This window comes from Noviherbaspirillum sedimenti (assembly GCF_003590835.1).
Lineage (GTDB): Bacteria > Pseudomonadota > Gammaproteobacteria > Burkholderiales > Burkholderiaceae_D > Paucimonas > Paucimonas sedimenti.
Window position 1 is genome coordinate 1,660,895 of the sequence record NZ_QYUQ01000002.1, and the last position, 26,225, is coordinate 1,687,119.

Annotated in this window: 21 protein-coding genes; 8 read left to right on the forward strand and 13 right to left on the reverse strand. The window is 61.3% G+C overall.

Annotated elements, in window-relative coordinates; genetic code table 11:
• The first annotated feature begins 4 nt into the window (after positions 1-4).
• A complete protein-coding gene (gene gloB / locus D3878_RS07815; protein WP_119784951.1) occupies positions 5-778 on the forward strand; it encodes a hydroxyacylglutathione hydrolase in 774 nt (257 codons plus the stop codon).
• A gap of 8 nt (positions 779-786) precedes the next feature.
• Here gloB and D3878_RS07820 read toward each other — a convergent pair whose 3' ends face one another.
• Positions 787-1,974, reverse strand: a complete 1,188-nt coding sequence (locus D3878_RS07820; RefSeq protein ID WP_119784952.1) for an NAD(P)H-dependent flavin oxidoreductase — start codon at positions 1,972-1,974, stop codon at positions 787-789.
• A gap of 382 nt (positions 1,975-2,356) precedes the next feature.
• Between D3878_RS07820 and D3878_RS07825 the strand changes: the two genes are divergently transcribed.
• Entirely contained in the window at positions 2,357-3,901 is a 1,545-nt protein-coding gene (locus D3878_RS07825; protein ID WP_119784953.1) for a transglycosylase SLT domain-containing protein, read from the forward strand.
• A gap of 75 nt (positions 3,902-3,976) precedes the next feature.
• Here D3878_RS07825 and D3878_RS07830 read toward each other — a convergent pair whose 3' ends face one another.
• Genes D3878_RS07830 through D3878_RS07845 form a run of 4 tightly spaced genes read right to left on the reverse strand, consistent with a single transcriptional unit; the run spans position 3,977 to position 9,476 of the window.
• On the reverse strand, positions 3,977-5,563 hold the full coding sequence (locus D3878_RS07830) for an ABC transporter ATP-binding protein (RefSeq protein WP_119784954.1): 1,587 nt from the start codon (positions 5,561-5,563) through the stop codon (positions 3,977-3,979).
• On the reverse strand, positions 5,560-6,600 hold the full coding sequence (locus D3878_RS07835) for an ABC transporter permease (protein ID WP_119784955.1): 1,041 nt from the start codon (positions 6,598-6,600) through the stop codon (positions 5,560-5,562). The genes D3878_RS07830 and D3878_RS07835 overlap by 4 nt, the downstream gene beginning before the upstream one ends.
• Complete coding sequence (locus D3878_RS07840; RefSeq protein ID WP_119784956.1) at positions 6,597-7,655, reverse strand: microcin C ABC transporter permease YejB; 1,059 nt, start codon at positions 7,653-7,655, stop codon at positions 6,597-6,599. Before D3878_RS07840 ends, D3878_RS07835 begins: the two co-directional genes overlap by 4 nt.
• A gap of 21 nt (positions 7,656-7,676) precedes the next feature.
• Positions 7,677-9,476: an extracellular solute-binding protein gene (locus tag D3878_RS07845; protein ID WP_119784957.1), complete on the reverse strand. Its 1,800-nt coding sequence runs from the start codon at positions 9,474-9,476 to the stop codon at positions 7,677-7,679.
• Between the two features lie 165 nt (positions 9,477-9,641).
• On the opposite strand from D3878_RS07845, the gene fabI reads away from it, so the two are divergent.
• A complete protein-coding gene (gene fabI / locus D3878_RS07850) occupies positions 9,642-10,433 on the forward strand; it encodes an enoyl-ACP reductase FabI (protein WP_119784958.1) in 792 nt (263 codons plus the stop codon).
• Between the two features lie 378 nt (positions 10,434-10,811).
• Positions 10,812-12,206, forward strand: a complete 1,395-nt coding sequence (locus D3878_RS07855; protein WP_119784959.1) for a DEAD/DEAH box helicase — start codon at positions 10,812-10,814, stop codon at positions 12,204-12,206.
• A gap of 87 nt (positions 12,207-12,293) precedes the next feature.
• On the opposite strand, the gene senA is transcribed toward D3878_RS07855, so the two are convergent.
• A complete protein-coding gene (gene senA / locus D3878_RS07860; RefSeq protein WP_274381902.1) occupies positions 12,294-13,520 on the reverse strand; it encodes a selenoneine synthase SenA in 1,227 nt (408 codons plus the stop codon).
• Between the two features lie 38 nt (positions 13,521-13,558).
• Between senA and senB the strand changes: the two genes are divergently transcribed.
• From senB to D3878_RS07875, 3 genes are all read left to right on the forward strand, one after another.
• On the forward strand, positions 13,559-14,551 hold the full coding sequence (gene senB, locus D3878_RS07865; RefSeq protein ID WP_233556464.1) for a selenoneine biosynthesis selenosugar synthase SenB: 993 nt from the start codon (positions 13,559-13,561) through the stop codon (positions 14,549-14,551).
• Between the two features lie 8 nt (positions 14,552-14,559).
• On the forward strand, positions 14,560-15,606 hold the full coding sequence (selD, locus tag D3878_RS07870; protein ID WP_420799576.1) for a selenide, water dikinase SelD: 1,047 nt from the start codon (positions 14,560-14,562) through the stop codon (positions 15,604-15,606).
• A 186-nt stretch (positions 15,607-15,792) separates the two neighbouring features.
• The gene (locus D3878_RS07875) at positions 15,793-18,183 is read left to right on the forward strand and encodes a penicillin-binding protein 1A (protein WP_233556270.1); all 2,391 of its coding nucleotides are present in this window, start codon (positions 15,793-15,795) and stop codon (positions 18,181-18,183) included.
• Positions 18,184-18,216: 33 nt separating this feature from the next.
• Here D3878_RS07875 and ntrC read toward each other — a convergent pair whose 3' ends face one another.
• The 5 genes from ntrC to D3878_RS23450 form a co-directional block, all read right to left on the reverse strand.
• Complete coding sequence (ntrC, locus tag D3878_RS07880) at positions 18,217-19,767, reverse strand: nitrogen regulation protein NR(I) (protein WP_119784961.1); 1,551 nt, start codon at positions 19,765-19,767, stop codon at positions 18,217-18,219.
• A gap of 51 nt (positions 19,768-19,818) precedes the next feature.
• A complete protein-coding gene (glnL, locus tag D3878_RS07885) occupies positions 19,819-20,895 on the reverse strand; it encodes a nitrogen regulation protein NR(II) (protein ID WP_119784962.1) in 1,077 nt (358 codons plus the stop codon).
• Positions 20,896-20,961: 66 nt separating this feature from the next.
• On the reverse strand, positions 20,962-21,453 hold the full coding sequence (locus tag D3878_RS07890) for a DUF4124 domain-containing protein (protein ID WP_119784963.1): 492 nt from the start codon (positions 21,451-21,453) through the stop codon (positions 20,962-20,964).
• A 156-nt stretch (positions 21,454-21,609) separates the two neighbouring features.
• Complete coding sequence (gene glnA / locus D3878_RS07895; protein ID WP_119784964.1) at positions 21,610-23,025, reverse strand: type I glutamate--ammonia ligase; 1,416 nt, start codon at positions 23,023-23,025, stop codon at positions 21,610-21,612.
• On the reverse strand, positions 22,964-23,416 hold the full coding sequence (locus D3878_RS23450) for a hypothetical protein (RefSeq protein ID WP_147383907.1): 453 nt from the start codon (positions 23,414-23,416) through the stop codon (positions 22,964-22,966). Before D3878_RS23450 ends, glnA begins: the two co-directional genes overlap by 62 nt.
• 20 nt (positions 23,417-23,436) lie before the next feature.
• Between D3878_RS23450 and D3878_RS07900 the strand changes: the two genes are divergently transcribed.
• Positions 23,437-23,901 (forward strand): rhodanese-like domain-containing protein, encoded by a 465-nt coding sequence (locus tag D3878_RS07900; protein ID WP_119787769.1) that lies wholly within the window; start codon positions 23,437-23,439, stop codon positions 23,899-23,901.
• A 47-nt stretch (positions 23,902-23,948) separates the two neighbouring features.
• On the opposite strand, the gene D3878_RS07905 is transcribed toward D3878_RS07900, so the two are convergent.
• Together D3878_RS07905 and D3878_RS07910 are read right to left on the reverse strand one after the other, a co-directional pair.
• The gene (locus D3878_RS07905) at positions 23,949-25,280 is read right to left on the reverse strand and encodes a TAXI family TRAP transporter solute-binding subunit (protein WP_119784965.1); all 1,332 of its coding nucleotides are present in this window, start codon (positions 25,278-25,280) and stop codon (positions 23,949-23,951) included.
• 129 nt (positions 25,281-25,409) lie between these two features.
• Positions 25,410-25,976: a hemerythrin domain-containing protein gene (locus tag D3878_RS07910; protein WP_119784966.1), complete on the reverse strand. Its 567-nt coding sequence runs from the start codon at positions 25,974-25,976 to the stop codon at positions 25,410-25,412.
• Positions 25,977-26,225: the final 249 nt, after the last annotated feature.

A 26,225-nucleotide genomic window follows, 5' to 3' on the forward strand; every position in this document is an offset into this window, starting at 1 on the left:
CTGTATGCTGAATGTACTGGCAATTCCGGCGTTTGATGACAATTATCTCTGGCTGGTGCATGACGGTCGCCATGCTGTCGCCATCGATCCGGGCGACGCCGCCCCCATCATAAGCGCTTTGGCGACGCGCGGCTTGACCTTGTGCGCTATTTTACTGACACATCATCATGCTGACCATGTCGGCGGCGTACCGGCGTTATTGCAACACTGGCAAATTCCAGTGTACGGGCCGCGCCATGACAATATTGCCTGCCTGACAAATCCTCTGGATGACGGTGATCTTGTTCATGTGGAACAACTCGGGCTGGACCTGACTGTCATCGCCGTACCCGGCCATACGCGCGGCCATATCGCCTACCATGCGGCGCAACCAGGCTGGCTGTTTTGCGGCGATACCCTGTTCGGCGCGGGCTGCGGACGCATCTTTGAGGGCACGCCGGCGCAGATGGCGGCATCGCTGGCAAGACTTGCCGCCCTGCCGGAGGCCACGCAAGTCTATTGCGCGCATGAATATACCCTGTCCAACCTGCGCTTTGCGCGCACGGTCGAACCGGGCAACGCCGCCCTGATGGAACGCCTGGCAGCCGATACCGCCAGGCGCGCGGCCGGCGTGCCGACCGTGCCATCGAGCATCGGGCTGGAAAAAGCCACCAATCCCTTCCTGCGCTACGCCGAGGCGGAAATTCTGGAGAGTTTGCGCCAGGCGGGCCGCCTGCGGGAAGACACGCCGCTGGCGGCCTTTGCCGCCTTGCGGGAATGGAAGAACGTTTTTAAATGAGGGTCTGATCAGGCCGGTTGCAGGCAAGCGGGCGCTGCCTGTTCCTGCCCGGCCCGCACCCCGGTCAACAGGAATTGCAGCAATTCCTGCACCGGCCGGATATCGCGCCCCAGCGGCAGGGGTTCGCTGCCGCGGAAAAACAGGCCCCGTTTGACATCGCCATTCATGGCGAAGGCCAGCCGGGTATCGATGCAGAATTGTCCGGCCTTGGCGATGCCGTCGCGCAAGCCACATTGATGCAGACAATCGAAGGCGACCTGGCATTCCTGCGGCCTGGCCTTGGTTTGCAGCCTGGCTTCCTTGTCCAGGTAATTGGCCAGCCAGGGCGTGCGCACCGCGCGCGCCGGCAATCCGGCCACGCTCATGAAGGTCACGATGTCTTCCTTGGCAGCGCCGACCAGGACTTTCTTGAAATTGAGGTGGGCATCGCCCTCCTCGGTCACGGCAAACGGCGTGCCGAGCTGGACGGCACTGGCACCTTGCGCCAGCAGCGCGCGGATCTGTTCGTGACTGTGAATGCCGCCGGCGGCGATCAGCGGAACCTTCTCTCGCTCGAGGCCCAGTTCCTTGAACAGGGCGCAGGTTTCTTCCAGCACGCGCGGCATGTCGAAGCGCGCATCAACGATGTCCTCCGCCTTGGGTGCGCCCAGGTGGCCGCCGGCGTAGCGCGGATGTTCGATGACGATGGCGTCCGGCAGGCGGTTCTTGCGCATCCATTTCTTCAGGAGCAGGCTGATGCCGCGCGCATCCGACAGGATCGGGATCAAGGCCACCTGCGGGAAATCGGCAGTCAGTTCCGGCAGATCCAGCGGCAAGCCGGCGCCGACCACCACCGCATCGGCCCCGCTTTCACAGGATTGGCGCACCTGGTTGGCGTATTCCGCCACGGCGCGCATGATATTGACGGCGATGAGGCCATTGCCTTCGGCGATATCCCTGGCAGCCCGGATTTCACGATCCAGCGCAACCAGATTGGCCTGGTTGATTGCATCCTTGTCACGACTCTTGCCGGTCTGCGCCATCAGGTCGGCGTGGTGGCGGCGCAGGTCGACGCTGGAAATGGTGCCCACCGCATTCTGGCGCGCCACGGCACCGGCCAGGCGGTGCGCAGAGATACCCACGCCCATGCCACCCTGGACGATGGGCAAGAGCGTTTTATTGCAAAACTTAAAATACGGTAAGTCAATGTTCAACATGAAAATCCTTCTGCTGGGCATGCGATGGCCGACGATATCAAAGCGGTTTGGCAATTCACTTGATATAAATCAAGGCAAACAGGCCGTGAGTTGTGCAATCCCCATGGTTGCCGACTTTAGTTCGGTAATCTCGGTTACGGGTCGGCAAAATGGGAACTAAGCCAGAAAATATTTATCTCTAACAAGCGCAAGAATTGCAGCGAAGGAAGACACTCTGTGCGTCAGCTGCATTCCAGGCATTTGGGGACGAGTAATCAGAGCGCATTGCGAAATCGTCCAATCAGGATATGTAAAATTCCTTGACGCAAGAAAAGCCAGTTCCTTACACTGTCGGATTAATGTTTTGCCGACTAATGCAGGGTCGGTCCTTGACAAACTACCCATGCATTTATCATTCAAATCCACCCTTCTTGTAGCCGCGCTGCTGGTCAGCCAGGTGCCGCTTGCCGCGCGCGCCGCCGACATCAGCCTTTATTTGCACGGCAACGACCGTCTCGACTATCCGCCGCAGTCGCAGTCGCTGGCCATGGAAGAGATGGATGTGTGGGAGCGCATCCGCAAGGGTTTCGGCATCCCGGACCTCGACAATCCGCTGGTCATTTCGCAAACCAACTGGTACAGCGCGCGCCCGGATTACATCCAGCGCACCACCACGCGCGCCTCGCGTTACCTCTACCATGTGGTCGTCGAACTGGAAAAGCGCAACATGCCGACTGAACTGGCGCTGCTGCCCTTCATCGAATCGGCATTCAATCCGCAAGCCTATTCCACCGCCAAGGCGGCCGGCATGTGGCAATTCATCCCCTCGACCGGGCGCGATTTCGATCTGAAGCAAACGCAGTTCAAGGATGAGCGGCGCGACGTGCTGGCCTCGACCGATGCCGCGCTGACTTACCTGCAGCGCCTGTACGGCATGTTCGGCGACTGGCAGCTGGCGCTGGCAGCCTACAACTGGGGCGAAGGCTCGGTGCAGCGCGCCATCAAGAAAAACACGGCGGCCGGCCTGCCGACCGACTTCAACGGCCTCTCCCGCATCATGCCGGCCGAGACGCAGAACTACGTACCGAAACTGCAGGCGGTAAAAAATATCATCGCCAGCCCCGAGCAATACGGCATCAGCCTGCCGCGGGTGGACAACGTGCCCTACTTCGTCACCATCGGCAAGACGCGCGACATCGACATCAAGCTGGCGGCACAGCTGGCCGAACTGTCGCTGGAAGAATTCAAGGCCCTCAATCCGCAATACAATCGGCCGATCATCATCGGCAGCGTCGACACGCAAATCCTGCTGCCGAAAAACAATGCGGCAAAATTCAAGGAAAACCTGGCGAACTGGAGCAAGACCCTGTCGTCCTGGACGGCGCACAAGGTCACCGGCGCGCGCGAACGCATCGACGCCATCGCCCACCGCTTCGGCACCACGCCACAGGTGATCCGCGAAGTCAACAACATCCCGCCGAAGATGGCCCTGAAGGCGGGTTCGACCATCCTGGTGCCGAAGACAGAATTGACCTCGCAAAAGGATATCAGCGCCGAGGTAGCCGACAACGCCACCATGCAGGTGGTGCCGGACGTGCCGGAAACGCGCCGCATCTATGTCAAGGTCGGCAAGCGCGACACCCTGACTTCGCTCGCCAGTCGCCACAAGGTCAGCGTGGCGCAGATCCGTGAATGGAATGATTTGAAGGGCGACAAGGTCGCCAGCGGCAAGCGACTGGAATTGCATGTACCCAACCGGGTGGCAGCGCGCAGCGGCGCCGGTGAAAAGCGTCAGCTGGCACGCGGCGAGCGTACCCGCGCCGTGAAAACCGCATCGAACCGCAAGGCCGCGCCGGCAGCCAAGCCGCGCGCAGTCGCCAACAAAAAATCGACAACAAAAACCGCCCGCAAGAGCAACCGCCCGGTGAAAGTAGCTTCAGCCAAATAAGTTCGCCGCCAGTCAGGCGTCAACAACTTCAGGGCGGGTCCGTACCCCGCCCTCGCCCTACTCGATCCATTAATTTCAAGTCACCGGCAGCGCGGCGTATTCGGCCGCCGCCAGCAGGCGCCGGGTATATTCCTGACGCGGGCTGCCGAGCACTGCCTCGACCGTGCCGCTCTCAACCACCTTGCCATCCTTCATCACCATCACCTGGTGCGCCATGGCGCGGATCACCGCCAGGTCGTGGCTGATGAAGATGTAAGCCAGGCCATACTTGCGCTGCAGTGCGGCCAGCAATTGCAGCACCTGCTGCTGTACCGAGACGTCCAGTGCCGAGGTCGGCTCATCCAGCAGCAGCAATTCGGGCTTCAATACCAGTGCGCGCGCAATTGCGATGCGCTGCCGCTGGCCGCCGGAAAACTCGTGCGGGTAGCGCGCCATCATCGCCGCTTCCAGCCCCACCTCTTCCAGCCCTGCCGCCACCGCCGCGCGCAGCTGATCCCGGCTCAGGTGCGGCTGGTGCAGCGCCAGCCCTTCGCCGACGATCTGCTCGACGGTACGGCGCGGCGACAGCGAGGCGAACGGGTCCTGGAACACCACCTGCATCTTTGCGCGCAAGGGACGCAGGCTGGCGGCATCCATCTCGCTGACCGGCTGGCCGGCAAAGCGTATCTGGCCCGCTACCCGCGCCGTGGACAGGCGCAGCAGCGCCATGCCCAGCGTGGATTTTCCGGAGCCGGATTCGCCAACGATGCCGAGCGTCTCGTGCGGTTGCAGGCGCAAGTCGACCGCATCCACGGCGACGAAGGCGGTTTTTTTAATCCAGCCGCGCGGAATATCGAACACGCAGCGCAAGCCTTGCGCCTGCAACAATGCGGCACCTTCAGCGGGCGCCGAGGCGACCATGCGCTGCGGCTGGCTATTCAGGAGCTTGCGGGTATAAGCTTCGCGCGGATTGGCGAACAATTCGGCGCTGGAGGCCGTCTCCACCAGGCGGCCCTTTTCCATCACGCCGACGCGGTCGGCGAAATGCCGCACCAGGTTCAGGTCGTGTGAAATCAGCAGCACCGCCATGTTCTCTTCGCGCTGCAGCTGGTTGAGCAATTCGAGGATTTGCACCTGGATCGTCACATCCAGCGCAGTGGTCGGCTCGTCGGCGATCAGCAGCTTGGGCTTGCAGGCCAGCGCCATGGCGATCATCGCGCGCTGACGCTGGCCGCCGGACAGCTGGTGCGGATAAGACAAGGCACGCCGCGCCGGCTCCGGAATACCGGTCTTTTCCAGCAAGGCCACCGCGCGCAGCGCCGCTTCCCGTGCATTCAGGCCTTCGTGCAGCATCAGCACTTCGGCAATCTGGTTGCCGATGGTGAAGAGCGGATTCAGGGCCGTCATCGGCTCCTGGAAGATCATCGCCACGTCCTTGCCGCGCACCGAGCGCATCGCGGCTTCCGGCTTTTGCAGCAGGTCCTGGCCTTCGAACAGGATGCGCCCGCCATAGCGCGCATCCGGGTTCAGGCGCAAAACCGACAAGGCGGTAACGGTCTTGCCGGAACCGGATTCGCCCACCAGCGCCAGCTTTTCGCCCGGCGCAATCGTCAGGCTGACATCGTCCACCACGGTGGACGCGCCAAAAGCCACACTGAGGTTCTGGATTTGCAAGAGGCTCATGCCTTCCTCCGCACATCCAGGGCGTTGCGCAAGGCATCGCCGATATTGGTCAACAGCAGCAGCGTCACGGTCAGCACCATGAAAGTCGAGAGCGCAATCCACCAGGCGTCCAGGTTGTTCTTGCCCTGCGCCAGCAATTCGCCCAGGCTCGGCGTCGAGGGCGGCACGCCCAGGCCGAGAAAGTCGAGGCTGGTCAGCGCCAGGATCGATGCGCTCATGCGGAACGGCAGAAAGGTCACCACCGGCGTCATACTGTTGGGCAGCACATGGCGCCAGATGATCTGGCCATTCGACAGCCCCAGCGCACGCGCCGCCTGCACGTATTCGAGGTTGCGGTTGCGCAGGAAGTCGGCGCGCACGTAATCCGACAAACCCATCCAGCCGAACAGCGACAACAGGATCAGCAGCAAGCCAAGGCTGGGTTCGAAGATCGAGGAAAATATAATCAGCAGATATAGCTCGGGCATCGAACCCCAGATTTCCATGAAACGCTGGAATACCAGGTCGGTCCTGCCGGCAAAGTACCCCTGGATCGCGCCCGTGATCAGGCCAAGCACAACGCCCGTGATGGTCAGCGCCAAGCCGAACAGGATCGAAATGCGGAAGCCATACAGCAGCCGCGCGAAGACGTCGCGTCCACGGTCGTCGGTGCCGAGCCAGTTTTCACGCGATGGCGGCGCCGGATTGGGCGACTGGGCGAAATAGTTCAGGGTGTCGAAGCGGTAATGGTTGAGCGGATAAATCGCCCAGTTGCCCGGCTTGCCCAACTGTTCGCGGATGAAGGGATCCAGATAATCGGCCGGCGACTCGAAGTCGCCGCCGAAGGCCTTTTCCGAATAGTCGCTGACGATCGGCACCAGCAACTGGCCGTTGTAGCGGGCCAGCAGCGGCTTGTCGTTGGAAATCAGCTCGGCCATCAGGCTGATGGCGAACAGAATGCAGAAGATCACCAGGCTCCAGTAGCCGCGGCGGTTTTGCCGGAAGCGCAGCCAGATGCGGCGGCCGGGCGACACCGAGGGGGTGAGTACGGAATTCATCGGGCAAGGCTTTCAAACTGGACGCGCGGGTCGGCCCACACATAGCACAGGTCGCCGATCAGCTTGACCACCAGGCCGATCAGGGTAAACAGGTACAGCGTGCCCATCACCACGGGATAGTCGCGCCGGATCACCGATTCATACGACAACAAGCCCAGGCCATCGAGCGAAAACAGGGTTTCGATCAGCAGGCTGCCGGCGAAGAAGGCGCCGATGAAGGCGGCCGGAAAGCCCGTCACCAGCGGGATCAGCGCATTGCGAAAGACGTGCTTGTACAGCACGGTATTTTCGGAGAGGCCCTTGGCGCGCGCCGTCAGCACGTATTGCTTGCGGATTTCTTCCAGAAAGGTGTTCTTGGTCAGCATGGTCATCACGGCAAACGAACCCGCCACCGAGGCCGTCACCGGCAAGGCGATGTGCCACAGGTAATCCTTGACCTTGCCGAACAGCGACAACGTTTCCCAGTCGTCCGAGGTCAGGCCGCGCAGCGGGAACCATTGCACGAAGCTGCCGCCGCCGAACAGCACCAGCAGGAACACGCCAAGCACGAAGCCGGGAATCGAATAGCCGACCAGCACCGCCATGCTGGTAATGGCATCGAAGCGGCTGCCTTCGCGCACCGCCTTGGCAATCCCCAGCGGCAGCGAGATGAAATAGGTCAGGAAGAAGGTCCACATGCCGATGCTGATCGACACCGGCAGCTTGGATTTGACCAGTTCCCACACATCCTTGTGATGGTAAAAACTCTGGCCGAGGTCGAAGGTGGCAAAGCCCTTGAGCATTTGCCAGAAGCGCTCTGCAGGCGGCTTGTCGAAACCGTACAGGGCCTTGATTTCGGCCACCCGCTCGGCGTCGATGCCTTGCCGGCCGCGATATTGCGAGGCGCCGCCGCCGGATGCTTCACCGGCGCCGACCTGCCCTTTCAATTCCATCATGGCCTGCTCGACCGGCCCGCCGGGGACGAACTGGATCACCGCGAAGGTGATCGCGATCACGCCGAACAGGGTCGGCAGCATCAGCAGCAGCCGCTTGGCGATATAGGACCAGATATTCATGCGGACTTCCTCATCTCGTTTTTATCTCGGCTGCTGTTCCCACCAGCTCGACACCACATAGGGGTTGGCCTGGTAATACAGGGGCGCGACCGCCGGGATGCCGAAGCGGTTGCGGTAAGCCACGCGATGGGTCGAGGAATACCAGTGCGGCACCACGATGTACATGTGCAGCAGCACGCGGTCGAGCGCGCGCGCGGCAGCGACGAGTTGCTTGCGGCTGTCTGCCTTGACCAGGGCTTCGACCAGCCGGTCCGCCACTGGGTCCTTCAGGCCCCAGGCATTGTTCGAGCCTTTCTGGTCGGCCGCCTTGGAGCCGAACATGTCGAACATTTCATTGCCGGGGCTGGTCACGTCGGGAAAGCGGATGGAAGTCATGTCGAAATCGAATTCCTCCATGCGCTTTTGCACCAGCGCATAGTCGGCGGTGCGCTGGCTGACCTGGATGCCGAGCTTTTGCAGGTTGCGCACATACACGCTGACCACCCGCGACAAGGCGCCCTGGTCATCGATGATCTCGAAGCTGAATTGCTCGCCTTTGGCGTTACGCAGGGCGCCATCGCGGTATTCCCAGCCGGCCTGCGCCAGCAGCGCACGCGCCTGCAACAGGTTGGCGCGCAGCGAGGCCGGCGGATCGGTGCGCGGCGGCACCGGCGCTTGCCCGAACACGGCGGGGTCGAGTTTGTCACGCATGGGTTCCAGCAGGCGCAATTCATCCGCCGACGGCAGGCCGGTGGCGGCCATCTCGCTGTTGTTGAAGAAGGAATAGATGCGCTTGTACTGGCCGTAGAACAGTTGCCGGTTCATCCATTCGTAGTCGAGCGCCAGGCCCAGCGCCTGGCGCACCCGCGCATCCTGGAACTGCGGGCGGCGCAGGTTCATCACGAAGCCCTGCATGCCGGCGCCGTTGGAATGCGTCAACTCGCGCTTGACGATCTCGCCGCTGGAAAACTTCGGCCCCTTGTAGCTGCGCGCCCAGTTCTTGGCGCTGTATTCGACCACGACGTCGAACTCGCCGGCCTTGAAGGCTTCCAGGCGCGCCACGTCATCCTTGTAGAAGCGGTAGACGATGCGCTCGAAGTTGAACATGCCGCGCCGCGCCGGAATGTCGGCGCCCCAGTAATCCAGGTTGCGTTTATAGCTGATGGTGCGGCCGACGTCAAAGCGCTCGATCAGGTAGGGGCCGGTGGCGATCGGCGCATCCAGCTGGATCTTGTCGAACGCCGTGGCGGCGCCCCACTTGCGTGAAAACACCGGCACGCTGCCGACGATCAGCGGCAATTCATGGTTTTGCGTCCTGAAATCGAAGCGCACCGTGCGCTCATTCAGCACCACGCACTGCTTTACATCCGCGAACATGCTTTTGAATTGCGGCGCGCCCTTGCTCATCAAGGTGTCGAAGGAATGCTTGACGTCGGCCGCCAGCACCGGATCGCCATTGTTGAAGCGTGCCCTGGCGTTGAGGCGGAAGGTCATGGCCATGCGGTCCGGCGCCAGCACCATGTCTTCCGCCAGCAAGCCGTACATGGTGGCCACTTCATCGGCCGAACCGACCGCCAGCGACTCGAACATCAGATCGGAGACGCCGGCAGCCGACACTCCTTTCAGCGAAAACGGGTTGAACTTGTCGAAGCTGGTGCGGCGGTCTGGATTGGCCAAATACAGGGTGCCGCGCCGGGGCGCATCCGGATTGACGTAGCCGAAATGGGTAAAGTTCGCCGGGTACTTCGGCGTGTCGTACAGGGAAAAGGCATGGGCCGCCCAGGCCGGGGCAGCCTGACAAACCAGCCAGACCAGTGGCAAAATCAGAAGTTTTTTCAGCATTCGTCGGTTCGGCTAGCCAGTGAAAGCAGGTTCAGGACAAGACTCGTGCGGATTATTTTAAACAAAGACGCCTTGCGCCGGCTGGCAAAAATTTGCCGTTGCAGCCCATAACTCTTACAATCTCGCTCAATTCGCATCACTATAACAGTACATACGGAGTATCTCATGGCATTCTTGCAAGGCAAAAAAATCCTGATTACCGGTTTGCTATCGAACCGTTCCATCGCCTACGGCATCGCCACCGCCTGCAAGCGCGAAGGCGCCGAACTGGCCTTCACCTATGTCGGCGAGCGCTTCAAGGACCGCATCACCGGTTTTGCCAAGGAATTCGACAGCGAGCTGATCTTTGACTGCGATGTCGGCAGCGACGAGCAAATCAATGCCCTATTTGCCGACCTCGGCAAATCCTGGAGCCAGCTCGACGGCCTGGTGCACGCCATCGGCTTCGCCCCGCGCGAAGCGATCGCCGGCGACTTCCTCGACGGCCTGTCGCGCGAGGGCTTCAAGATCGCCCATGACATTTCCGCCTACAGCTTTCCAGCCATGGCCAAGGCCGCGCGCCCGATGCTGAGCAGCAAAGCCGCCCTGCTGACCCTGAGCTACCTGGGCGCCATGCGTGCCATCCCCAACTACAACACCATGGGCCTGGCCAAGGCATCGCTGGAAGCCAGCGTGCGCTACACGGCCGAGTCGCTCGGCCCGCAAGGCGTGCGCGTCAACGGCATTTCCGCCGGCCCGATCAAGACGCTGGCCGCCAGCGGCATCCAGGATTTCAGCAAGCTGCTCGGCTTCGTCGCCTCGCATGCGCCGCTGCGCCGCAATGTCACCATCGATGACGTCGGCAACACCGCCGCCTTCCTGCTGTCGGACCTGGCCGCCGGCATCACCGGTGAAATCACCTATGTCGATTGCGGTTTTTCGCATGGCATGGGCCTGAACCAGGCCGATTACGCCTGAGTTGGGCAAGCCGGCCGTCTCGCGTCAAACGACGGCGGGCGGCCAGAGGATGAGGTGGGCGCTGGCCGCCCTCCCCCTAAATTTCCAGTTCCACAAGCAAAGAAACCGGCAGGGATTCAAAATTCCCTGTACAATTGCGTCCTTGCGGTTCACCATGCGCCGCACATCAAGCACTACCCCTAGCAGCATCGCTAAACCCTTAGCTTAACGTTAAAGCCCTCCCGCCCCTGGTGCCGATAATCGAGCACCGTCCCGGCGCAAAGCTTTCTGTGCCGAAATCTCTTCGAGTTTTCAGTTGTTTCGTTGGTTTGCGTTGCATTTTGCGTACGCGTTTCTCCACAAGAGCTGACGCGACGCTGATTATTACGAAAGATATTCATGACATTTGAAGCATTAGGATTGCACGCGTCCGTACTCAAGGCCCTCACCGATGCCGGCTATACCGAGCCGACCGCAGTGCAGCAGCAAGCCGTTCCGGCTGCCATCGCCGGCCGCGACCTGCTGGTATCCTCGCAAACCGGTTCCGGCAAGACTGCCGCCTTCATGCTGCCGTCGCTGCACAAATTCGCTTCGGATGAAGCTGCCGTTGAAGGCGGCAAGACCGCCAACCAGGAACGCCAGGCTGCCCGCGCACGCGGCGATCGTCCGCGCTTCCAGCCGGCCCAGCCGAAAATGCTGGTATTGACGCCGACCCGCGAACTGGCCCTGCAAGTGACCACCGCCACCGACAAGTACGGCATCCACATGCGCCGCGTCAAAGCGGTGTCGATCCTGGGTGGCATGCCTTACCCGAAACAGATGCAATTGCTGTCGCGTAATCCAGAAATCCTGGTGGCAACGCCAGGCCGTCTGATTGACCATATGGACTCGGGCAAGATCGACTTCTCGCAACTGGAAATCCTGGTGCTGGATGAAGCCGACCGCATGCTGGACATGGGTTTCATCGAAGATATCGAAAAGATCGTCGCCGCCACGCCGGCAGGCCGCCAGACCATGCTGTTCTCGGCAACGCTCGACGGCGTTGTCGGCTCAATGGCGCGTCGCATCACCCGCGATCCGCAAGTGATCCAGATCGCCAGCGCCGGCAACAAGCATGAAAACATCCAGCAGCGCGTGCACTTTGTCGACGACCTGTCGCACAAGAACCGCATGCTCGACCATCTGCTGACCGATACCACCATGGATCAGGCAGTGGTGTTTACCGCCACCAAGCGCGACGCCGACACCCTGGCCGACCGCCTGAATATCGCCGGCTTTTCCGCCGCTGCGCTGCATGGCGACATGCACCAGGGCGCGCGCAACCGCACCCTGAACGCGATGCGTAACGGCCAGGTGCGGGTACTGGTCGCCACCGACGTTGCCGCCCGCGGCATCGACGTGCCGGCGATTACCCACGTCTTCAACTATGACTTGCCGAAATTCCCGGAAGACTACGTGCACCGTATCGGCCGCACCGGCCGCGCCGGCCGCAACGGCGTGGCGATTTCGCTGGTGAACCATGCCGAAGGCATGAACGTCAAGCGCATCGAACGCTTCACCAAGCAAATCATCCCGGTCGACGTGATCGAAGGTTTCGAACCGAAGCGTTCCGCATCGGCACCGCGTACCGCACGCAAGCCGGGCGGCTGGAAGCCGGGCGCCGGCCGCAGCAATGGCGGCAACGCCGGCAACAGCGCCAAGCCGGGCCAGCGCACCTTCAGCAAGCCTTCCGCGCCGCGCAAGGAAGGCGGCTACAAGGGCGATAGCGCACGTCGTTCGTATGGCGACCGCTAATCGCTGAACGCTGCATGAAATAAAACGGCCGCCGGGTTCAAAACCGGCGGCCGTTTTCATTGGTGCGACGCCCCTGGTGGCGCGCCCTTACAGTGCGCAGGTGCGAAAGCCGACAAACATGTCGGCGCGCCCGGGCAGATAAAAATTGCGATACTTCGCCGAACGCATGCGCGGGCGGGTTGCAAAGGAGGCGCCGCGCACGGCTTGATGCGTGCCGAACCACGGCGCCGAATATTCCCGATAAGCGTCCGCCGCAAAGCCGGGATACGCCGCGAACGGCGAACAAGTCCATTCCCACAAATCACCCCAGCGCAACGATGGATGCCCGGACAGCGCCGCATATTCCCACTCTGCCTCGCCTGGCAGGCGCCGCCCGGCCCAGGCGCAATACGCCTGCGCCTCGTACAGGCTGACATGGCGCACGGGTTCTTGCTGCGCCAGCGTCATCAGGCGGCCGAAGCGGCGCGCCAGCCACTGGCCGCCCTCGCGCTGCCAGCCCGGCGGCGCCGAACGCTGCTGTTGCATCAGCCAGGCGCGCGCTGCCGGCGTCCACAGGCGCGGATCCTCATAGCCGGCGTCGGCGACGAACTCGGCATACTGCGCATTCGACACCAGCGCCGCATCCATGGCGAATGGCGCCACGCGGCAGGCATGCGCCCATTTTTCATTATCGAAGACAAAGCCATGCCCCGGCGGACTGCCGAGGGTGAAGCTGCCGCCGGCAAAGCCGATTTCGCGCGGCGTCGCGCCAAGTAGTGCCAGTGGCGCCGGCCAGGACGGCGGCTGCGGCATGGCCACATCGAGGGTCTGCAAGGTATAGGCGAAGGCTTCGCCGTGCATGTCCTCGTGCGCCAGCGCCAGCCGGAACGGATACAGGGCTTCGTCGCGCGCCGGCGTGCGCGAAAGTTTGTCGAGCACGCGGTCGAGCACTTCACGGCAATAGGTTTTCATGGCGCCGGCACCCGGCAAATCGAGCGACCAGCGCGCATCGTGCGCCACCGTATTGGAGTCGAACCAGTCGTCGCCACGGTTCAGCAAGGAGGCACGCTGCGCGGCAGCGGGATGGCTCGACTGCGCCTCACGCAGAATGTACCATTCGGCAAACCAGGCCACATGGCCCAATTCCCACAGCGGCGGATTGACGATGGTCAGGCGCGGCACCCGGGCCGGCGCGTCCAATCCTGCCTCAAGGAAATAATCGAACAGGGCCAGCGTATAATCGCGCGCATCCCGCAATGCGCGCGCCAGTTCGGGCGGCGAAGCCTGGCGGAAAGAAACGTCGGCGGATGGTGCGGACGGTGCGGATGGTTCCATTTATACGGGAAGCGACAAAGGTGAAACCGCATATTGTCATGATCAGCCCGGCGCTGGCAAATGCCAACAACGGCAACTGGCAAACCGCCAGCCGCTGGGCGCGCATGCTGCGTCACCATTATGCAGTCACGATCGTGGCCAGCGGCGCGGCGCCGGCAAGCGATGCCGCGCGCTGCCCCGACCTCGTGATCGCCCTGCATGCGCGCCGCTCCGCCGCCGCGCTGCAGACCCTGGGCGCAAGTTGCCCGCAGACCCCGGTAATGCTGGTATTGACCGGCACCGACCTGTATCGCGACATCCACACCGATGCCGCCGCGCGCCAGGTCCTGCAACGCGCCGACCGGCTGGTGATATTGCAACAGGCCGGCCTGCAGGAACTCGCGCCCGCGCTACGCACCAAGGCGCACGTCATTCACCAGTCCGCCCCCATGCTCAAAGCCATCGGCGCAGATGTGAAAAACCGCATGCGCCACTTCGATGTCTGCATGGTCGGCCACCTGCGCATTGAAAAGGACCCGGCCACCTTCATGCGCGCAGCCGCCCTGCTCGCTCCGCCGCGCATCCGCCTGCTGCATATCGGCGGCGCGCTCGATGCGGCATTGGCGACCCAGGCGCAGGCAACAGCACAAGCGCAGGCCAATTACCGCTGGCTCGGCGCATTGCCGCACGCCGACACCCGCCGTCGCCTGAAACACTGTCACCTGATGGTGATCGCCTCGCACATGGAGGGCGGCGCGAATGTCATCATCGAAGCCTTGACCTCGGGCGTACCGGTGCTGGCTTCCGACATTTCCGGCAACCGCGGCATGCTCGGCGACGACTATGCCGGCTACTTCCCGCCGGGCGACAGCGCCGCGCTGGCGCAAGCCATCGAGCGCGCCGCCCGCGACCCCGCCTTTTACGCGCGACTTGAGCAGCAGTGCCAGGTGCGGGCGCCGCTGTTTGCACCGGAGCGTGAACAAACGGCCTTGCTGGACTTGGTGGATAATATGCTGCATAGCAAGGACACACACAGGAACCCCTCCCCATGAACGCACCCATCGAACCCGGCATCCGGCTCACTTCGTTTTCCCATGGCGGCGGCTGCGGCTGCAAGATTGCCCCCGGCATCCTGGCGGAAATCCTGAAAAAGTCCAGCGGCTTTCCGGTTCCCAAGGAATTGTTGGTCGGCATCGAGACCGCCGATGACGCCGCCGTCTACAAGCTCAATGACGAGCAGGCGCTGATTGCCACCACCGATTTCTTCATGCCCATCGTCGACGATCCCTTCGACTTCGGCCGCATCGCCGCCACCAATGCCATCTCCGATGTCTATGCCATGGGCGGCACGCCGATCATGGCGCTGGCGCTGGTGGCCATGCCGGTCAACCAGTTGCCCATCGAAGTGATCGGCAAGATCATCCAGGGCGGTGAGGCTGCCTGCGCCGAAGCCGGCATCCCGATTGCCGGCGGCCACACCATCGACTCGGTCGAGCCGATCTACGGCCTGGTGGTGATGGGCATCGTGCATCCTGCGAAAATCAAGCGCAACGCCGACGCCCGCGCCGGCGACAAGCTCATCCTCGGCAAGCCGCTGGGCGTGGGCATCCTGTCGGCGGCACTGAAGAAAAATGCCCTCGACGCCGACGGCTATGCCGCCATGATCGCCAATACCACCAAGCTCAACAAGCCGGGCCGCGCATTGTCCGAACTGGATGGCGTGCATGCCCTGACCGATGTCACCGGCTTCGGTCTGCTCGGCCACACGCTGGAAGTGGCACGCGGCGCCGGCCTCACCGCACGCATCGAGATGCCAGCCGTCCCGCTGTTGCCGGGCGTGGCGCAACTGGCGGAAAACGGTTTCATCACCGGGGCCTCCGGCCGCAACTGGGCCGGCTATGGCCAGGACGTCCGCCTGGGAAGCGAGATCGGTCCGGTGCAGCAAGCCTTGCTGACCGATCCCCAGACTTCCGGCGGCCTGCTGGTGTCGTGCGCCGCCGATGCCGTGGAGCAAGTACTGGAAATTTTCCGGCGTGAAGGTTTCGCCGATGCCGCCGTGATCGGCGAGATGGCCGCAGGTCCGGCCAGCGTCGTCGTCAGCGCATGAACTTTGCCTTGGCGCAATGCCAAGGCAAAAAGTTTTACTACGATCTAATTTCTGCGATCTAATTTCAATGTGTGCCAGGTCACTTTGGCGACCTGATTTTTTCCGCTCCTGCCATCGGCACGGTTAACCTCCAAAACATGCTCCGCGCGCAAGCCTGCGCGCCGGTACTGTGCGGGAGGTCGTGCTTTGCCGAACCAAAACAATTCAGACGCTGTTCCGAATTCCCGCAAGGGAGGCTGGCGCCGCCGGGCACGCCAGTGTGCCACCGGACTGGGCGTGATCCTCAGCCTTGCCGTGCTTGCGGGCCTGACTTACCTTGCCTGGTTATTGCCCAGCCTGCCCGCGCTGGATGTCATGCAAAAGGTCCAGAATGTTCGCCCGAGCACGGTGCTGGCTGCCGACGGCACCGTACTGACAGAATTTCGCCAGAAACAGCAGGAAACAATTGCGTTGGATCAGGTATCGCCGCATGTGCTGCAGGCGCTGATCGCCACCGAAGACCAGCGCTTCCATGAACACCGCGGCGTCGACCTGCGCCGCACCGCGCTGGCGCTGCTGCACACCATCACCGGCCGCGGCCAGGGCGGCTCGACCATTACCCAGCAACTGGCGCGCAACCTGTTTCCGCAACAGATCGGCCGCGCCCGCAGCGTACACCGCAAGGCGCGCGAAATGCTGACCGCGCTGAAAATCGAACGCAGCTATGGCAAGCGGGAAATCCTCGAAATCTACCTCAATACCGTGCCCTTCCTGTATAACGTGTACGGCATCGAAATGGCCGCCCGCACCTATTTCGACAAACCGGCGGCGCAACTGAGCCTGCCGGAGAGCGCCACCCTGGTCGGCATGCTCAAAGGCACCCAGTATTACAATCCCGTGAAAAATCCCGAACGGGCGCTCAAGCGACGCAATGTCGTGCTCGGCCAGCTGCTGCGGCAAGGATGGCTGACGCAGCAGAATTTTGACGTCCTCGTCAAACAGCCGCTGGGCGCCGCCCTGCACCGCCCGCCGGAGGTTGGCGGCATGGCGCCGCATTTCACCGCCCATGTGCGCAAATGGCTGCTCGACTGGGCCGCGCGCGAGGACCACGACCTGTATGCGGAGGGCATGGTGGTGCACACCACGCTGGATCCCACGCTGCAAGCCGTCGCCGAAGCTGCGGTCGAACGCCAGACCCAGGCGCTGCAGCAGATCGCCGATGTCGAATGGGGATCGGGCCGCTTGCGCACGTCCCTGCAGGCCGAATTTTATGCCCGCCTGCACGAACAGGTGACGCCGTTCAGCCATCTGTGGAAATCGCGGCCGGAACTGGTCGACACCTTCATCCGCGAAACGCCGGACTACAAGAAATACGCCGCCGGCGGCGCCGGCCCTGACGGCGCGCTGGCGCAGATGAAAGCGGACCAGACGTTCATGCGGCAACTACTGCGCAGAAAATCCCGCCTGGAAGCCGGCTTGCTGGCAATGGAGCCCACCAGCGGCGCAATCAAGGCCTGGGTCGGCAGCCGGGATTTCGGCATCGACCAGTTCGACCATGTGGCGCAAGCCGTGCGCCAGCCCGGCTCGACCTTCAAGCCTTTCGTATACGGCGCGGCGCTGGAACAGGGCATCAGTCCGCGCCAAACCTTCCGCGGCGGCCCGGTCGAAATCAGGATGGCCAACGGCCGCGTCTGGCGGCCGACCGACATGGATGTGGCCGACCGCCCGATGAGCCTGCGTGAAGGCCTGGTGTATTCCAAAAACACCATTACCGCCCAGGTGATGCAAGAGGTCGGCGTCGATCCCGTGGTCGAACTGGCGCAGGCGATGGGCGTGCGCCAGAGCCGGCTCGATCCGGTCATCTCGATCGGCCTGGGCACCAGCCCGGTCACCCTGCTGGAAATGGTCTCGTCCTATGCAACCATCGCCCGCGCGGGGGAATACCGCGCGCCGCTGGCGGTCAGGCGCATTATCGACCGCAACGGCAAGCGCATTGCCGAATTCGGCGAACAGGCCGGCGAACGCGTCTTGTCGGAAGATACTGCAACCGAGCTGATCGACATGCTGCGCGCCGCGGTGGACCAGGGCACCGGGCGCCTGGTCAAGCGGCAGTTCGGCATTGTCGCCGACATTGCCGGCAAGACCGGCACCACGCAAAACAATACCGATGGCTGGTTCATTCTGATGCATCCGGGCCTGGTGGCCGGCGCCTGGATCGGCTTCAACGACCAGCGTGTGACCATGCGCAGCAGCTACTGGGGACAAGGTGGCCACAATGCCATCCTGGTGGTGGGCGATTTTTTCCGCGATGCCTTGCGGCAGAAGCACATCGACATTGCCGCGCAATTCCCGCGCCCGGAACGTTCGCCCCGGTTGGCAAACGGCCTGCTGCATGACGGCGAAGCCGGGCCTGCAGCGGAAGAAGACGATACCCTGGGCAACGGCGCGCAGGATGACGCCGGACTGCCGCTGGCCGGACTGGCGTCGGGACACGGCATCATCGTACGCCGCAAAGGCGGGCGCATCCTGATCGGCGACGCCAGCGGCATGCAAAGCATGGAAAACGACATGGCGCCCGCCGCCGCACCGGATCGCTGACGCCGGCCTGCCCGGCCTGGCCGATCAGGCGGCCTAATCGTCCTTGGCGCCGGAAATGCCGAGTTCCTGGATCTTGCGGGTGATGGTGTTGCGGCCGATTCCCAGGCGTACCGCCGCATCATTCTTGCGGCCATGAGTATGCTTCAAGGCCACCTTGATCAGGGTCGATTCGAACTGCCGCCCCAGAGCCTCCATCACCTCGGGTTGACCAGCCGACAGCATCTGCGCCGCCTCCGACTCCAGCAAGGACAGCCAGCTCTCGCGGTCGGCGCCGTTCAGATAGGCTGCCGCGCCAGCAACACCGGACGCCACCACTTGGGGCGCGCCATGCGCGTAGCCGCCCCCGGGCGGTGCATCCATCGCCGGCACCGCACCAACATAGACAGGCGGCGCCGCCATCGTGGTGGCCGGCACGCTCGGCTCGATGCCTTTTTCCTCGATCAGGTCCTGTGGCAAATCCTTGATTTCGACGGTCTGGCCCGGCGCCATGACGGTGATCCAGTTGCACAGATTTTCCAGCTGACGCACATTGCCCGGCAATTCCCGCGTGGCAAGGAACTGCATGGCGCTCTCCGACATGCGCTTGGCTTCCACCCCGAGCTGCCTGGCGCTCTGCGCAAGGAAATGCCTGGTCAGCAGCGGAATGTCTTCGCGCCGCTCGCGCAGGCTGGGCAGGCGCAGACGGATCACATTCAGGCGATGGAACAAGTCCTCGCGAAACAGGCCATCCTTGACCCGGCTTTCCAGATTCTGGTGGGTGGCGGCGATCACGCGTACATTGGCTTTCAGGGGCTGGTGCCCGCCAACGCGGTAGAAATGGCCATCCGACAGCACCCGCAACAGGCGCGTCTGCAGGTCAAACGGCATATCGCCGATTTCGTCGAGGAACAGCGTGCCGCCTTCGGCCTGCTCGAAGCGGCCGCGCCGGGTCACCTGGGCGCCAGTGAAGGCGCCGCGCTCGTGGCCGAACAGTTCGGACTCCAGCAAGTCTTTCGGGATCGCCGCGGTATTCAGCGCGATGAAGGGCTGCGCGGCGCGCGGGCTGTGCTTGTGCAGGGCGCGCGCCACCAGCTCCTTGCCGCTGCCGGATTCGCCCGTGATCAGCACCGTGACATTGGATTGCGACAGGCGGCCGATGGCGCGGAACACGTCCTGCATCGCCGGCGCCTGGCCGAGGATTTCCGGGGTCTCCGCCGAGACCTGCTCGACGCTGGCTTCGCGCAGGCTTTCTTCCAGGGCGCGGCGGATCAGCTCGACCGCCTTGTCGACATCAAAAGGCTTGGCGAGGTATTCGAAGGCGCCGCCCTGGAATGCCGCCACCGCCGAATCGAGGTCGGAAAAGGCAGTGATGATGATCACCGGCAGGCCGGGATGGCTGGCCTTGACGGCCTGCAGCAGCTCCAGTCCGGTTTCGCCCGGCATGCGGATATCCGACACCAGCACCTGCGGGCTGCTGGTCTGCAACGCATCCATCGCATCGCGGGCATTGGCAAAGCTGCGCGTGACCAGGTTCTCGCGCGCCAGGGCTTTTTCAAGCACCCAGCGAATCGATTCGTCGTCGTCAACAATCCAGATTGGTTTCATAAGTTCTCGGTTTCTCGTGTGCGGGTCGACGGGTTCATGTTGCCGCCCCTGTCAGGGCAGCGGTATCAAAATCCTGAAATCGGTGCATCCCGGCCGGCTCTCGCATTCAATCACGCCCATGTGCTGCTGCACGAAAGTCTGCGCCAGCGTCAACCCCAGCCCACTGCCGCCGTCCCTTCCCGACACCAGGGGATAGAAGATGCGGTCCTGGATTTCGGTCGGGATGCCAGGTCCATTGTCGATGATATGCAAATCTAATGCCAATCGATAACGAACCTTGGCCAGCGTCACCTGACGGGCAATCCGCGTGCGGAAAATCAGCTGCGCATCGCCCGCCGCGATGCGCGGCGCCAGCGCCTGGGCAGCGTTATGGGCGATGTTCAGCACCGCCTGGATCAGCTGTTCCTTGTCACCCCGGAATTCCGGTATCGACAAGTCATAATCGCGCTCGATCGTCAGGCCGCTGGAGAACTCCGCCATGATCAAACTGCGCACGCGCTCGAACACTTCATGGATGTTGACGTCGCCGACGATGTGCGGGCGCCGGTGCGGCGCCAGCAGGCGGTCGACCAGGGTTTGCAGGCGGTCGGCTTCCTTGACGATGACCTGGGTGTATTCGCGCAACTCCTTGAGATGGCGCTCCGGCAACTCCAGTTCCAGCAGCTGGGCGGCGCCGCGAATACCGCCCAGCGGATTCTTGATTTCGTGCGCCAGGTTGCGGATCAGTTCCTTGTTGGCCTGGCTCTGGTCGAGCAGGCGCTCCTCACGATCGAGCTTCAACTGCTGCACGGTTTCACGCAGCTCGATCATGATCGCCATGCCGGGACGGTGCAGTCCGCTGACGATGCAATGCACGTGCAAGACTTCGCGCCCGGCTCGCTCCAGGGTCAGGTCCTGGCGCAAGTCGGCAAACTGGTTTTCGATCGCCTGGCGGAACAACACGGCCATCTGCTCGCCGTTCTGGAACAGCTCGCTGAACTTGTGCTGCGACAAGGCCTTGAATGAACTCTCCAGCAAATGCTCGGCGGCGGGATTGGCGTAGACGATCCGGCTTTCATCGTCCAGGACGAGCACGGCCGATGCCAGCAGATCGAGGCCATCCAGTCCATGCAGCGGGGGTAATATCATATTTGGAACTTGATTTGGAATTGAAAAAGGCCGCATAGCGCGGCCTCTTGAAAGCAATTGCCATACCTACTTCAAATTGGCGATTTCGCGCTTGAGCGCATCGACGTTTTTTTCAGTGCGCTCGAGGTCTGTTTTCATCGATCCTACACGCTCCTGGTACTTGGCGTAATTGCGTTCGCCACCCTGGCGCTCCGGCTCGCCATTGTTGTAATCCTTCTTCAGCGCCGCCAGCTTCTGTTCCTCGTTTTTCAACTCATCCGCCAAAATCTGGCGACGGTCGTTGTCGCGCGCCTTTTGCGTGGTACTGTCCACCTTCGGGAAACCCTCTGACGCGGCGGTCTTCGCAACCGCCGTTGGCGCCGCAGCCGGACGCGCCCTTGGCGCCTCGATCGTGGTAATGCCTGGCAGTTCAACGCGCTTGCAGCCTTTGGTGCCACCGGTATTCTTGTATTCCTTGTTGCCGCGATCGTCCACGCACAGATAGACTTCGGATTGCGCATAAGCACTCACCGAACCAAGGACAGCCAATAAAACAGCAGAGAATATTGCAAATTTCATAACATTACTTATGAGAAACCAACATTGCGGAATGTCAGTTTAGGATAAGAATCAGTTATTTACAATTATTGCTTAATACTTCTTCTCATATTACAACGCCGCAAAAAACAAAAGGGCGGGTTACCCCGCCCTTTTGAATTGCTTACCGCCGTTGGATTACGACGAATAGTACATGTCGAACTCAACCGGATGCGGTGTCATACGCATGCGCTGGACTTCCTGCATCTTCAGTTCCAGGTAGGCATCGATCATGCTGTCGCTGAAGACGCCACCACGGGTCAGGAACTCGCGGTCCTTGTCGAGGGCTTCCAGCGCCTGCTCGAGCGACGAGCACACGGTCGGGATCAGTGCATCTTCTTCTGGCGGCAGATGGTACAGGTCTTTCGAGGCAGCTTCGCCAGGATGGATCTTGTTCTGCACACCGTCCAGGCCTGCCATCAGCAATGCAGCGAAGCACAGGTACGGATTGGCCAGCGGATCCGGGAAGCGCGCTTCGACGCGACGGCCCTTCGGGTTGGCCACGTGCGGAATACGGATCGAAGCCGAACGGTTCTTGGCCGAGTAAGCCAGCTTGACCGGCGCTTCATAGCCAGGCACCAGGCGCTTGTACGAGTTGGTGCCCGGATTGGTGATCGCGTTCAGTGCACGGGCGTGCTTGATGATACCGCCGATGTAGTACAGGGCGAAATCCGACAGGCCTGCATAACCGTCGCCGGCGAACAGGTTTTTGCCGTCTTTCCAGACCGACTGGTGCACGTGCATGCCCGAGCCATTGTCGCCAACGATCGGCTTCGGCATGAAGGTCGCGGTCTTGCCATAGGTGTGAGCAACGTTCCAGACCACGTACTTCAGGTTCTGGGTCCAGTCGGCGCGCTCCACCAGGGTGGAAAACTTGGTGCCGAGCTCGTTCTGGCCGGCGCCTGCCACTTCGTGGTGGTGCACTTCGACCGGGATGCCCAGCGATTCGAGGATCAGGCTCATTTCCGAGCGCATGTCCTGGAAGCTGTCGACTGGCGGCACCGGGAAATAGCCGCCCTTGACGGTCGGACGATGGCCGCTGTTGCCGCCTTCAAGCTTCTCGCCGGTGCTCCAAGATGCTTCTTCGGAATCGATCTTGACGAAGCAGCCGGACATGTCAGACTTCCAGCGCACGCTGTCGAAAATGAAGAATTCCGGCTCCGGGCCGAAGTAGGCGGTGTCGCCCAGGCCGGAGGATTTCAGGTAGGCTTCAGCGCGCTTGGCGATCGAACGCGGATCGCGGTCATAGCCCTTGCCGTCGGACGGTTCGATCACGTCGCACTGCATGAACAGTGTGGTTTCTTCCATGAACGGATCGATGTTGGCCGTGTTCGGATCGGGAATCAGCAGCATGTCGGAAGCTTCGATACCCTTCCAACCGGCAATCGACGAACCGTCGAAGGCATGGCCGGATTCGAACTTGTCCATATCGAAGTGGGAAACAGGCACGGTCACGTGCTGTTCCTTGCCCCGGGTGTCAGCAAAACGGAAATCAACGAATTTGACTTCGTTGTCTTTCACCATCTTCAAGACCTCTGCGGCCGTTCTTGCCATGCGAATCTCCTAAATGTGAGCGGAAATTAATAAGAAAATGCGAATTGAGATCGGAGCAACCGTCAGCGGATAACAGGAGGCCGACGGGCTTGAGAAAAATCAAAAATTCAACCAAGAATGATAGCAGGTTCCATGCCACCAACAGAATAATTAAACCCGATGGCAATTGCTTTGAACTGCGCTGATTCTGGCGGCATTCAACAAGTTTGGCACGCCCCCCTTGCGCCGTAATCGCACCATTTTGATGCAAATCAAAATTGACGCACCAATATAGTGAAAATTCTATTTGGAAATATTTGTACGCACTGTTTTGGTGCCTCGGTGCGCAATCCGGCGCTTCGCTCCCTGAACCTGTTTGTTTCACAAGGCTATAATCCAGTATCTTGTGCATTCTTTTGGATGGATCCAATCATGACCACGGTAGCTGAAATTCTCGCGAACGCCCGCCAACGTGCCGAGGCCGGCAACCTGCCCTATGCTGGCGCGCTCACCCCTCAGGAAGCCTTTGCACTTTTGCAGGCCGATCCCAATGCCAAACTGGTGGATGTGCGCACTGCCGCTGAACGCGACTGGGTCGGCCGCGTCGCCCTGCCTGAAAGCCAGCACCGCGCGGTGCAATGGAATCTCTATCCGGGCGGCGTCCACAATCCGGATTTTCTCGCGCAACTCGCGCAATCCGCCACACACGAAGATCCCCTGCTGTTCCTGTGCCGCTCGGGGGTGCGCTCGCGCCATGCCGCCAAACTTGCCACCGAACAGGGCTACAAGCATTGCTACGATATCCTCGAAGGATTCGAAGGCGACAAGGATAGTGAAGGCCATCGCAAGCACGTCTCCGGCTGGTGCAAGGCCGGCCTGCCCTGGCTCGGCGCCTGAGGGCCAAGGCCGCGACGGGCAAGACTAGAGAGCAAACGCGCAAAGGCTCACTGCCCTTGCGTCAGCCAGAGGATACGCTTGCGCACGAAGTTGATATGGCTGCGCAAGCCATACAGTTCCTCGGCAAAGGAAAGCGGGATCGAGGTGTGATTGGCTTTTTCCTCGATCTCGTTCAGCCGCTGCAATTGCTCCTGATACACTTCGGCGCGCCGCTCGGCCGGCACCTCCTCGATCGCCTGCTCGACGGCACGCAGCTTGCCGTACCAGCGATAGATACGCGAACGCACCTTCCACACATACAACGGCGGCAGAATGCGCGATAGCGGCAGCGCCAGCGCGCCGACGGCAATGATGACGACCCACATGCGGCTGAAGAAATTGGCCAGCCAGAACGGCAGGTAACGTTCCAGGAAGGAAGGCCCACTGCGGTAATAGCGTTCGGCGTCGCGGGCAACCGGGATCTCGGTATAGCTGGCGGTCGGGAATGCCTTTTGCACATTGAACCAGCTGGCGCCGCCATGGATGCGCGCTGCCGCCTGCACGAACAGATCCACCAGGGCCGGATGCAGGTCTTCGCGCGCCACCAGGGTGGCGGTCGGGGCAATCAGGTGGTAATCCCGGGCGGGCAGGTTCTTGCCCAGGTCGGCAATGCCGCGCGGCAGCACCACATGCGAAAGGAAAGGAAAGCGCCGGGTATAGGCTTCAGCCTGGGGGAAATCGACCAGCTGGATGCCGGGCGTTTGCAGCAGCATCTGGATCAGCGGCGCATCCGGCGCCGAACTGAACACCAGGCCATCGATCCGCCCCGCCAGCAATTCCACCGTGGCAGGCGTGTTGTCCAGATCACCCAGGCGCACTTCCGTCGCCTCGATATTATTCACTTCCAGCAAACTCTTGAACAGCTGCGGCACGCCGGTCCCCGCCGGACCGACATTGATTTTCAAACCCTTCAACTGGCTCAGCTCGCTTATTTTTTTATTGCCGCGCAAGAAAATCCACACAGGCTCGGTAAACAGGCTGCCCAGCGAAACCAGCCCCTGGCGCTCGGCTTCGGCCTGTTCGGTCGAGCCGCTCTGCACAAAGGCGATATCCACCCCGGAATCCTGTTCCTGCAGGCGCTTGAGGTTTTCCCGCGAACCGGGCGAGGCGCGCAATTCGACCTGGATGCCTTGCCTGGCCAGGGTGGCGGCATATTTTTTGCCGAACTCCTGGTAGGCGCTGTTTTCCTGGCCGGTCGACATCACCACCTGTTTCGGCGGCGAAGGATCGATCAGCCAGTAGGCTACAAAGCACAAGCCGATCACCAGCAAGGTCGCTGGTCCGGCGGTGACGATCAGGTCGCGCAAAGAGAATTGGGTGAACTTGAATATTTTAGGCATGACGGTGAGCAAAAGGTAATGCCGACACGATGCCAAGAAATGCCATTGCGCGCAAGAGAAGTTCCCGACTGCCGGAAGCAAAAAAAAAGAGCGACCAGGTCGCTCCACAGAATTGCCCCTACTGAAACCTTATTGTGAAGATGAATGATGCTCTGATGAATGCTGGGCGCTGCCTGGCACGATGGCTGGATGATGCCGATTTTTCTCATCGTCGGAAAGAAATTTGGCCGCCAGGTCGAACCATTCCTCAATGGAGAGGGTACCCCTTACAATCGGAAACAACTCTTCTTCTTCCTTGGCAAAACGCTTGCGCAAGTTATGGCAATACAGTTCCATGGTGGAACAGATTTCTCGCACGTCGGCCAAACCGCGTTCGAATGCGCTGCACAACTGCTCATGCAGCGAGCGCAGGATGCGCATGCTGCGCGAACTCAGGGAGTCGAGTTCATCCAGAATCGGATCGGCCTTGCGGGTGGTCTTGCGCAATGCCGGGATCACGTAAGTCTCGACTTTCCGTTTGTGACAATATGCCTCGAACTGTTCAAGCTTGTTCAAGGCCGCTTCCACACTGGCTCGATTGATCGTGTGCAAATCCTGCAAAATGCTTTGAATTTGGTGATGTACTCTGGACAACATGCTGCGTGTATTTTTTTGTTCTGCTGATAATGCTACCAAGGAATAAGTGGCGGTCAACATAATCAATTCACTCCTTTTCCGTGCCATTGAATTGCCGGCAATGTGGATTTAAATATCTTGTCTCGTAATACGTCTTTATTATTGGTGCGAGGGAGCTAATATAAGTCAGGCAAGAACTATAAAAACAAATTCCACACATCAACTTGACTAAAATCAAATGTGAAATTTTTATAAATCTTCAATTATTCTTTATCGCCGTCCATGCATCACACATGCGCCACGCGAAAAATGCACCTTGGAATGATGTAC

Coding starts and splice junctions, on each gene's coding strand:
- gloB (WP_119784951.1), top strand. CDS start 5: ATGCTGAATGTACTGGCAATTCCGGCGTTTGATGACAATTATCTCTGG.
- D3878_RS07820 (WP_119784952.1), bottom strand. CDS start 1,974: ATGTTGAACATTGACTTACCGTATTTTAAGTTTTGCAATAAAACGCTC.
- D3878_RS07825 (WP_119784953.1), top strand. CDS start 2,357: ATGCATTTATCATTCAAATCCACCCTTCTTGTAGCCGCGCTGCTGGTC.
- D3878_RS07830 (WP_119784954.1), bottom strand. CDS start 5,563: ATGAGCCTCTTGCAAATCCAGAACCTCAGTGTGGCTTTTGGCGCGTCC.
- D3878_RS07835 (WP_119784955.1), bottom strand. CDS start 6,600: ATGAATTCCGTACTCACCCCCTCGGTGTCGCCCGGCCGCCGCATCTGG.
- D3878_RS07840 (WP_119784956.1), bottom strand. CDS start 7,655: ATGAATATCTGGTCCTATATCGCCAAGCGGCTGCTGCTGATGCTGCCG.
- D3878_RS07845 (WP_119784957.1), bottom strand. CDS start 9,476: ATGCTGAAAAAACTTCTGATTTTGCCACTGGTCTGGCTGGTTTGTCAG.
- fabI (WP_119784958.1), top strand. CDS start 9,642: ATGGCATTCTTGCAAGGCAAAAAAATCCTGATTACCGGTTTGCTATCG.
- D3878_RS07855 (WP_119784959.1), top strand. CDS start 10,812: ATGACATTTGAAGCATTAGGATTGCACGCGTCCGTACTCAAGGCCCTC.
- senA (WP_274381902.1), bottom strand. CDS start 13,520: ATGGAACCATCCGCACCGTCCGCACCATCCGCCGACGTTTCTTTCCGC.
- senB (WP_233556464.1), top strand. CDS start 13,559: ATGATCAGCCCGGCGCTGGCAAATGCCAACAACGGCAACTGGCAAACC.
- ntrC (WP_119784961.1), bottom strand. CDS start 19,767: ATGAAACCAATCTGGATTGTTGACGACGACGAATCGATTCGCTGGGTG.
- glnL (WP_119784962.1), bottom strand. CDS start 20,895: ATGATATTACCCCCGCTGCATGGACTGGATGGCCTCGATCTGCTGGCA.
- D3878_RS07890 (WP_119784963.1), bottom strand. CDS start 21,453: ATGAAATTTGCAATATTCTCTGCTGTTTTATTGGCTGTCCTTGGTTCG.
- glnA (WP_119784964.1), bottom strand. CDS start 23,025: ATGGCAAGAACGGCCGCAGAGGTCTTGAAGATGGTGAAAGACAACGAA.
- D3878_RS23450 (WP_147383907.1), bottom strand. CDS start 23,416: ATGCACAAGATACTGGATTATAGCCTTGTGAAACAAACAGGTTCAGGG.
- D3878_RS07900 (WP_119787769.1), top strand. CDS start 23,437: ATGACCACGGTAGCTGAAATTCTCGCGAACGCCCGCCAACGTGCCGAG.
- D3878_RS07905 (WP_119784965.1), bottom strand. CDS start 25,280: ATGCCTAAAATATTCAAGTTCACCCAATTCTCTTTGCGCGACCTGATC.
- D3878_RS07910 (WP_119784966.1), bottom strand. CDS start 25,976: ATGTTGACCGCCACTTATTCCTTGGTAGCATTATCAGCAGAACAAAAA.